The sequence below is a fragment of the Synechococcus sp. H60.3 genome (assembly GCF_047462295.1).
Taxonomy (GTDB): Bacteria; Cyanobacteriota; Cyanobacteriia; order Thermostichales; family Thermostichaceae; genus Thermostichus.
The window spans coordinates 2,619-9,183 of the sequence record NZ_JANSIY010000105.1 but is presented as its reverse complement, the minus strand read 5'-3'; the positions used below and the strand labels follow the sequence as shown (position 1 = coordinate 9,183).

General features: G+C 53.5%; 7 protein-coding genes and 1 CRISPR repeat array. All 7 genes read right to left on the bottom strand.

Annotation, left to right across the window (positions count from 1 at the left end):
* A CRISPR array of direct repeats spans positions 1 to 1,291; the repeat unit is 36 nt; unit sequence GTTTCCAATTTCTAGGGATCCCCCCGAAGGGGGAAC.
* A 251-nt stretch (positions 1,292 to 1,542) separates the two neighbouring features.
* On the bottom strand, positions 1,543 to 1,821 hold the full coding sequence (gene cas2 / locus NW841_RS10415; RefSeq protein WP_414335550.1) for a CRISPR-associated endonuclease Cas2: 279 nt from the start codon (positions 1,819 to 1,821) through the stop codon (positions 1,543 to 1,545).
* Positions 1,821 to 2,810: a CRISPR-associated endonuclease Cas1 gene (cas1, locus tag NW841_RS10410; protein WP_414386294.1), complete on the bottom strand. Its 990-nt coding sequence runs from the start codon at positions 2,808 to 2,810 to the stop codon at positions 1,821 to 1,823. The genes cas2 and cas1 overlap by 1 nt, the downstream gene beginning before the upstream one ends.
* A complete protein-coding gene (csx18, locus tag NW841_RS10405) occupies positions 2,810 to 3,109 on the bottom strand; it encodes a CRISPR-associated protein Csx18 (protein WP_414386293.1) in 300 nt (99 codons plus the stop codon). Before csx18 ends, cas1 begins: the two co-directional genes overlap by 1 nt.
* 29 nt (positions 3,110 to 3,138) lie before the next feature.
* A complete protein-coding gene (locus tag NW841_RS10400) occupies positions 3,139 to 5,112 on the bottom strand; it encodes an RAMP superfamily CRISPR-associated protein (RefSeq protein WP_414386292.1) in 1,974 nt (657 codons plus the stop codon).
* A 29-nt stretch (positions 5,113 to 5,141) separates the two neighbouring features.
* Positions 5,142 to 5,783 (bottom strand): Uma2 family endonuclease, encoded by a 642-nt coding sequence (locus NW841_RS10395; RefSeq protein ID WP_414378691.1) that lies wholly within the window; start codon positions 5,781 to 5,783, stop codon positions 5,142 to 5,144.
* A complete protein-coding gene (locus NW841_RS10390) occupies positions 5,783 to 6,175 on the bottom strand; it encodes a hypothetical protein (protein WP_414335540.1) in 393 nt (130 codons plus the stop codon). Before NW841_RS10390 ends, NW841_RS10395 begins: the two co-directional genes overlap by 1 nt.
* 13 nt (positions 6,176 to 6,188) lie before the next feature.
* Positions 6,189 to 6,565, bottom strand: a 377-nt coding sequence (locus NW841_RS10385; protein ID WP_414386291.1) for an RAMP superfamily CRISPR-associated protein, incomplete at its 5' end; no start/stop codon positions are given.

Here is a 6,565-nt window from a genome sequence, read left to right as displayed (position 1 = left end):
GTTTCCAATTTCTAGGGATCCCCCCGAAGGGGGAACCGGCGTTGGACGCGGGATCCCCGTAGCTCCCGCATTCCAGTTTCCAATTTCTAGGGATCCCCCCGAAGGGGGAACTGGAACTTCATCAATATCTAGGGAAAATCATGAACTGTTTCCAATTTCTAGGGATCCCCCCGAAGGGGGAACGACGTTGTACAGGGGCAAGGCCCACCGGGGCTGGGCGTTTCCAATTTCTAGGGATCCCCCCGAAGGGGGAACGCTCGCGCCACTCGTAGAGGTAGGTTTGGCTGGCCACATTTCCAATTTCTAGGGATCCCCCCGAAGGGGGAACGTTTCAACTGAACGCGCTGAGCGTTGCACTAGGGGTATTTCCAATTTCTAGGGATCCCCCCGAAGGGGGAACTTCCCAATTTCGACGTTCAGCAGTGTAGTTTCGGATTTCCAATTTCTAGGGATCCCCCCGAAGGGGGAACTTGGGTAGCGCCCCCTCTAGGAGGAAGAATGGATAAGCAGATGATTTCCAATTTCTAGGGATCCCCCCGAAGGGGGAACAAGAGATTTTGCTATCTCTGCAGTCTGCAGCAGAGAAGATTTCCAATTTCTAGGGATCCCCCCGAAGGGGGAACAAGAATTCCGCTGAGGCTGACATTGACATCTTATCCAGTTTCCAATTTCTAGGGATCCCCCCGAAGGGGGAACAAGAGATTTTGCTATCTCTGCAGTCTGCAGCAGAGAAGATTTCCAATTTCTAGGGATCCCCCCGAAGGGGGAACAAGAATTCCGCTGAGGCTGACATTGACATCTTATCCAGTTTCCAATTTCTAGGGATCCCCCCGAAGGGGGAACTCGGGCTGTGGGAGCATGAGCCCGAGGGGGTTGCCCAGACCAGTTTCCAATTTCTAGGGATCCTCCCGAAGGGGGAACCGGATTCCTCTTACTACTACTGCTGCCGGATTCCTCACGTTTCCAATTTCTAGGGATCCCCCCGAAGGGGGAACTCCCTTGGGGCGATCTACACTCCTGGAGAGGAGGTGTTTCCAATTTCTAGGGATCCCCCCGAAGGGGGAACGTGATAAGAGGGGCTCCTGAAAGAGAGAAACTCAGGTTCAGTTTCCAATTTCTAGGGATCCCCCCGAAGGGGGAACACCCTACAAGGACAGCCCAGCTCCCGCACGCTTTTAGTTTCCAATTTCTAGGGATCCCCCCGAAGGGGGAACACAGAGCGCAGATAGCCGGAGTGGCCGGCGTGGATATAACGGTTTCCAATTTCTAGGGATCCCCCCGAAGGGGGAACTCTACCCCTATTAAACCCAAGCGGGGCAAGGAATGCAAGACCCATTTGCGAGGGGGTCGGTCGAAGACGGCAAAAAAGGGCCTGGAAGAGGGGGGCAAGAGGCCTGAAAGCCTTGTGGGGCAAGGCATCGAGCGGGTCAACGAAAGAATCGGCCTTTGCGGGATTTGGCGAGGCGCTCGCAGAGCTGCTGATACCGTTTTTGTGTGCTTTCGAGAACATCAAGTACTTAGGTAGGGGGAAAGTTGCCTGAGCTACACGATGACCGAGCCAGGGGGTGCAGTTAAAGGGGGTTCACCCCAGATTTCCACTTGATCGAGGGCGTGGCTGGTGAGGGGATAGAAGCGGACGCTGTCTTCGTTGGGCTTGATCCTTTTCCGGAGCCGTAGCTTGAGCTCCTCGAACTTGTCCTTGTTGAGGACGCACTCGAAGACACTGTACTGCACCCGCTTGCCGTAGCCTTCTAGCAAGTCGGCAATTTTCTTGCGGCGCTTGTCACAGGGAGTATCGTAGGTAACAACATAAAGAAACATCAGCGAATCCGGTAAGGCTGATACAAGTCTTGAGGATTATAGACGGACTGCTTAAACTTCTTAACCTGCTGTGTTAGCAAATCCCAGCGGGGCTGATCCCCAGCAGGAGTTGTAATGGATCCCTCCATTCTCTGGAGAAAAGCTTTGAGGTATTTCTTTCTGCCAGCATCGTTGAGAAAACAGCCCCCATCTCGATACTCGAAGTCTTCTTGGATATCCATAACACCGCTATTGACAAGCCACAGTACCAGGGAGTCCACAATAGGTGCTCGGAACTCTTCCAGCAAATCGGAAACCAGAGCAGCGTGGCGTTCACTGCTGGCATGTAGGCAACCTTGATAGGGATCCAAATCTTGCAGCTCAATCAAGGTTAATAGATGGTTCCAGAGCACCATATAGCCAAAGCTGAGCATGGCATTGACTGGATTGGTGGGTGGTTGTCGGGTGCGCTTGAGCAAAACAAATCCTTTTTGTTGTAAGCAATTGCCCAATTCTGGGAAATACAGGGCTGCGCCGATCCCTTCAATGCCGCGCAATTGATCTAGAGACTTAGCCTGCAGAACTTGCTCGGCCAGATGTTCCAGGCTGCGCAGGGTTAGATCCCCAGTTTCGCTGGGGCGCTGCCTAAGTTGCCGCATCAACAACACGCGCCCATTGAGGAGCTTAGCTCGCACTATCTGGGCTGCTGTTTGCAATCGCCATGCCTCAGAGAGTGCTTGTTGCCAATGGGCCAAGCGGCGGTAGCCCCTTTCAATGGGAATGAGGCGACCGTAGCAATAGCCGAGCCGGGAGAGGTAAGCAATGGGGATGTTGCGCTTCAAGCACTCTCTTACAACATCGGTAGTTACCTGAGAGCGGCCGAAGATTAAAATTTGCTCCAGCAAGGGCAGAGGCACCTCCTGCAAGAGCAAATCGCCCAAATGAACCAGCACAAACTCTTGCCTGAGGCTTAGCCTGCACCCTTGCTGGGAAACATACAAGGTTCGCATTATCGATCATCTCGGTGCAGACTCTCTGAGCCTCGCCTTGGCTCTATGGAAGTGCTGGTCTTGGATTGGCGCTCTTCTGGCAAAACCTCTACATCAATTTCAGAGCTTGACAAAAGATCCATAATCGCCTCCGTTAAGCTTCCAGAAAAGAAGCTGGCAATTGCAACCAAAATAGTGTTGGTAATCACGGCTGCCAGGCCCAAGGGGGCAATGAGCAAAATGACTAGTGTAATCAGGCCATTGATTGTAGCTGTAACAAAGTTTCTAAGAACTTTGGCTTTGATCTTCTTTCTAGGCATGGTTTTCCCGAAAACTCTCCAAGATTTTTCTATCTCAAGGGCCAGATTACTCCAAAGCCATCGGCACTTCCCTTGAGCTCGTCGAGATACCTTTTCCTAGGATCCGCCGTTGCTCCAAAAACGGTAACCACTTGGTAATCACCCAAATCGGCAATCCAAACCGGAGAGGGTACCTGTACACCCCCACACAAGAACTTGTCGTACCGGCCTTCGCCCTGCCGGCCAAGACGATGCAAAGTTGCCAGGGCATAGGGTTTATTAAACTCTTCCTCGCCGCTGCAGACCACAATCTGGCAGTTGGCATCCACTGCTTGCGGCCATTTATCCCTGTCAACTTGGCCAACACTTCTTGGGCTATTGGGGTTAATAGCCTGCTTGGTTAGAGTCTTGAGAGCGGCAAAAAAGTTTTCCAGACGCTTTTGGAAAAGCTTCTGAAACTCAGCCACCAATTTCGGCAGCTCCCAAAAGGCATCCTCTGACCTGGGAATTAGGGTAGAGCCGCGCCACCAGGGAGCCCGCTCGCGGTTTTGGCGGGAGTAGCAGGGTCTTCTGGCCCCTTGGCCCACACCTCCCAGATGGAACATCATCCAGGTGAGGTTGGCAAAGAGCTTTTTCGCCGCCTCTTGATCTTCCTGCGAAGCATAATTTTGGCACTCGCCCGAAAGACTCAAGACGAGGATCCCTTCTTGTCGTCCGGCAGGTTTATTTCTTCCTTGCTGATTGGGCTCCGGCTCCGGCTGAGAGACTTTGCCATCTAGGAGATCTACATGGATCCAGCCGTGTTTTTGCTTAGGGGTGATGGCGCCAAAAAGTTGCCCTTCCCACTCCTGCACCTGATCGACCGGCAAAACTCCCAGGGCAAAGGTGCGGAACCAATAGCGCAGCATATTCTTAAAGGCCACGGGCCGCACTTCGGCGATGGATCGGTTGTCGTAGCGATTCTTGTCGGGTCTCCAGTTGACTACCTGGCGCCCGTGAATGAGTTGGCCTTCTAACTCAAAGGGCAGGCGCAAGAATTCTCCTTGGTACTTGTCGGGGGATCTTCCTGAGGAAACCAGCCGGCCGTAGCCAGTATTTACTTGGGATCCCACCCCTTGCTCCAAACCCCGGAGGAGCCATTGCTTAACTTGATCCAGCATCTCATCGGTGCAGCCGCTGCCTTTGCGTAGGCCAATCAAAAAAGTGGCTTGCTTGAGAGAGAAAAATAAGTTGGGGTTGGTCGAGTATTCAAGATTTTTTCCATTCCATTTCCAGACGTTATTAGCAATATCTACAGCCAGCCCCCCCGTTTTGGAGTTATCGGGATCCTCCCGCCTTTGGGGGCGAGTGGGTACCGGATAGGCATCCAAAAAGACAACCTTGCCGGCGCTATCTTTTTCCTCAGCTTGTAGGTGGCCAAACCAAGGAGCTACAGCTTGGTCTGCTTGATCCCAAGATAGGTTGCGCTCTCGCATCAGCTCCCGAATGGCCTGGGAGCGGGCTACACCGCGCAGGGTGGAGCCAGGAATGTAAGGGATCCCTAAGTGATCGAAAGCGGGGAGCAACATGCTCTCTGGGCCCTTGGCCCCACCGACTCGAATTCGCCAGGGACAGGTAACCTGAAAGGTGTCGCTGGCAAGGCGTTGGGTGCGCTCGTTCAAAACTTTCAAGCGGGCTCCAAGGTTGATCGTTGTTTCCACTTGGTGCGCCAGCTCCGCTTTGGTGCCGTCTTTAAAAGCATCGAGCCGCGCTCGCATCCAACGCAGATATTCAATAAAACCGGCGGTGGGATCCGGCCTGGGCGTGGGATCCAAGGGGTGACCCAGCCAAGGCGAGGGCTGAGGATTGTTGCCTCCTCCGCCACCGCCTCCACCGCGCGGCTGGTTTCCCCCTCCATTGCCTCCTCTAGGAGAATTGGGGCCTCGATTTTCCTGAGGCGGCCGGCGGCTGGGATCCCCTGGCCTGGGGGGACGAGCAAGCGGCTGAGGCGTGTTGCCAGGACGAGCAGGGCGATGACCGGTCATGGGATCTTCTCCAAAAGCGGGAAACAGGGTTAGGAATTACCAAGGGTTTGGCGAAATTCACGCAACATGGTGCTGGTACCAATTTCTAGGGCGCGTCGAATGAGTTGAGGTACAAGATTGGGGATGTCGAAGTCTGGAAAAAGCCGGCTGCGGCTTGATTCTACGTAGTCTTCTCCCTGCAGGATAAAGATCCGCAAACTTCGCTCACCCAAGGTCCAAACTTCCGGCACGCCGATGGCTCCATAGGCCTCGATAAAAGTTCGGGAAGTAACGTCGGACTCGATGGCCAGATCAGGTGGGGGCAACTGATCGACATCGATCCTGCCCTCGCAACCTCGCACCAACTCCAGGTGATTGACATAGAAGCAGGTGTCGGGCTCCACTCCAGCCCTGCCTGACTTTTTAAGGGTTGTTGAGCCAAAGTCTTCCCAATCCCTACCCTGAGAATCGAGAATGGCTGAGACAATATACCCGGCAATGCGATGAAGGCGCTCGTGTTTGGATAAGGGAGACATGATCTCAAAAGTGCCATCGTAGTAGGCAATGCGAGTGTGGCGATCTTCGCCCAGCTCCTCCAGAATGCTCTCGCAGTCTTGCCAGGTAAGAGAATGAATAACCACTCGGCTGCCTTCTTGCAGGGAAATCGCTTGCAGGGGGATCGCGACGCCCATTACTCCCCTCCTTTAATGTCGTGGTAGATGGCCATGGCCCAAAAGCCAAACTCCTGAGCCAAAGCCAGCCCTAACCCTGTTAAACCTAGATACTCTTCGACTCCCAGTCCCATAAGACGATCCAGACCATTGGAGTTAGCAATTCCCTTCTGACCAGAAATCTCTTCCAGGCAATTAAAGAACTCCTTGACCACTTGCTTTTTGCCGTCTTGGCCGAGGGCATCTTCTTCTGCCTTAAGGCGCAGCAGGCCCCAGGTGGAAAGGTAGGTGTAGAGTTCCACAGCCTGGTTTTTCTGCTCCTTAAGCTTTTCTTGGTCTCTGGTTTGAGCCCTTAACTGGCGAAGGGATTCGTAAACAGGCTTGGCCAACGTGCGGGGATCAAAAGTTTCCATAAAACCTCCTCAACTAGTTCCAAGACAACTCGACAAAGCCCCGGCCTAGGCTCTCCTGACCGCCAATTTGCAGGAGCTGGTTATCCTGTAGGAGCTTCCGAAATTGCTCCACTGCTTTTTGGGAACTGCCGTTGGCTTGGGCTGTTACCCCCCAGGTAAAGTACATCAAGCTATCGGGGGGGATGGCCTCTTCGTAGCGAAAGCCGCCTTCTACAACTTTGTGCTCGCTGAGCTTAACTTTTACCTGCCGCCACAGGCTCATTTGAATAAGGGTGGCACAGTGCTGATCCGGCAAAACGATGACGCGGGTGATGCTGGAAGACTTGACAAAGTCTTGCCAGTTGGCCCACTTTTTCAGGCCATTTTTCAGGATGGCATCCTTGAGGTAGA

What these genes read in the sequence shown, in the direction of transcription:
- cas2 (WP_414335550.1), bottom strand. Translation starts at nt 1,821, where the DNA reads ATGTTTCTTTATGTTGTTACCTACGATACTCCCTGTGACAAGCGCCGC.
- cas1 (WP_414386294.1), bottom strand. Translation starts at nt 2,810, where the DNA reads ATGCGAACCTTGTATGTTTCCCAGCAAGGGTGCAGGCTAAGCCTCAGG.
- csx18 (WP_414386293.1), bottom strand. Translation starts at nt 3,109, where the DNA reads ATGCCTAGAAAGAAGATCAAAGCCAAAGTTCTTAGAAACTTTGTTACA.
- NW841_RS10400 (WP_414386292.1), bottom strand. Translation starts at nt 5,112, where the DNA reads ATGACCGGTCATCGCCCTGCTCGTCCTGGCAACACGCCTCAGCCGCTT.
- NW841_RS10395 (WP_414378691.1), bottom strand. Translation starts at nt 5,783, where the DNA reads ATGGGCGTCGCGATCCCCCTGCAAGCGATTTCCCTGCAAGAAGGCAGC.
- NW841_RS10390 (WP_414335540.1), bottom strand. Translation starts at nt 6,175, where the DNA reads ATGGAAACTTTTGATCCCCGCACGTTGGCCAAGCCTGTTTACGAATCC.